1 protein-coding gene is annotated in these 202 nt (G+C 71.3%); it reads left to right on the forward strand.

The window, feature by feature from the left end; all coding sequences use genetic code 11:
- Positions 1–202: peptidoglycan recognition protein family protein (locus tag IE94_RS0135060; RefSeq protein ID WP_030192961.1), on the forward strand; the 202-nt coding region annotated here is incomplete at both ends.

Below are 202 nucleotides of genomic sequence, written 5' to 3' on the forward strand. Positions count from 1 at the left end.
CTGGGGGCCGGTGCACGGGGTGATGATCCACCACACCGTGACCCGGGGCAGTGCCGCCACCGTAAAGATCTGCCGCAAGGGCCACCAGAGCCTGCCCGGCCCTCTGTGCCACGGGGTCATCACCAAGGACGGCCGCGTGCACCTGGTCGGTTACGGCCGTGCCAACCACGCCGGTCTGGGCGACGACGACGTCCTGCGCGCG

The organism is Streptomyces violaceorubidus (genome assembly GCF_000717995.1).
Lineage (GTDB): Bacteria > Actinomycetota > Actinomycetes > Streptomycetales > Streptomycetaceae > Streptomyces > Streptomyces violaceorubidus.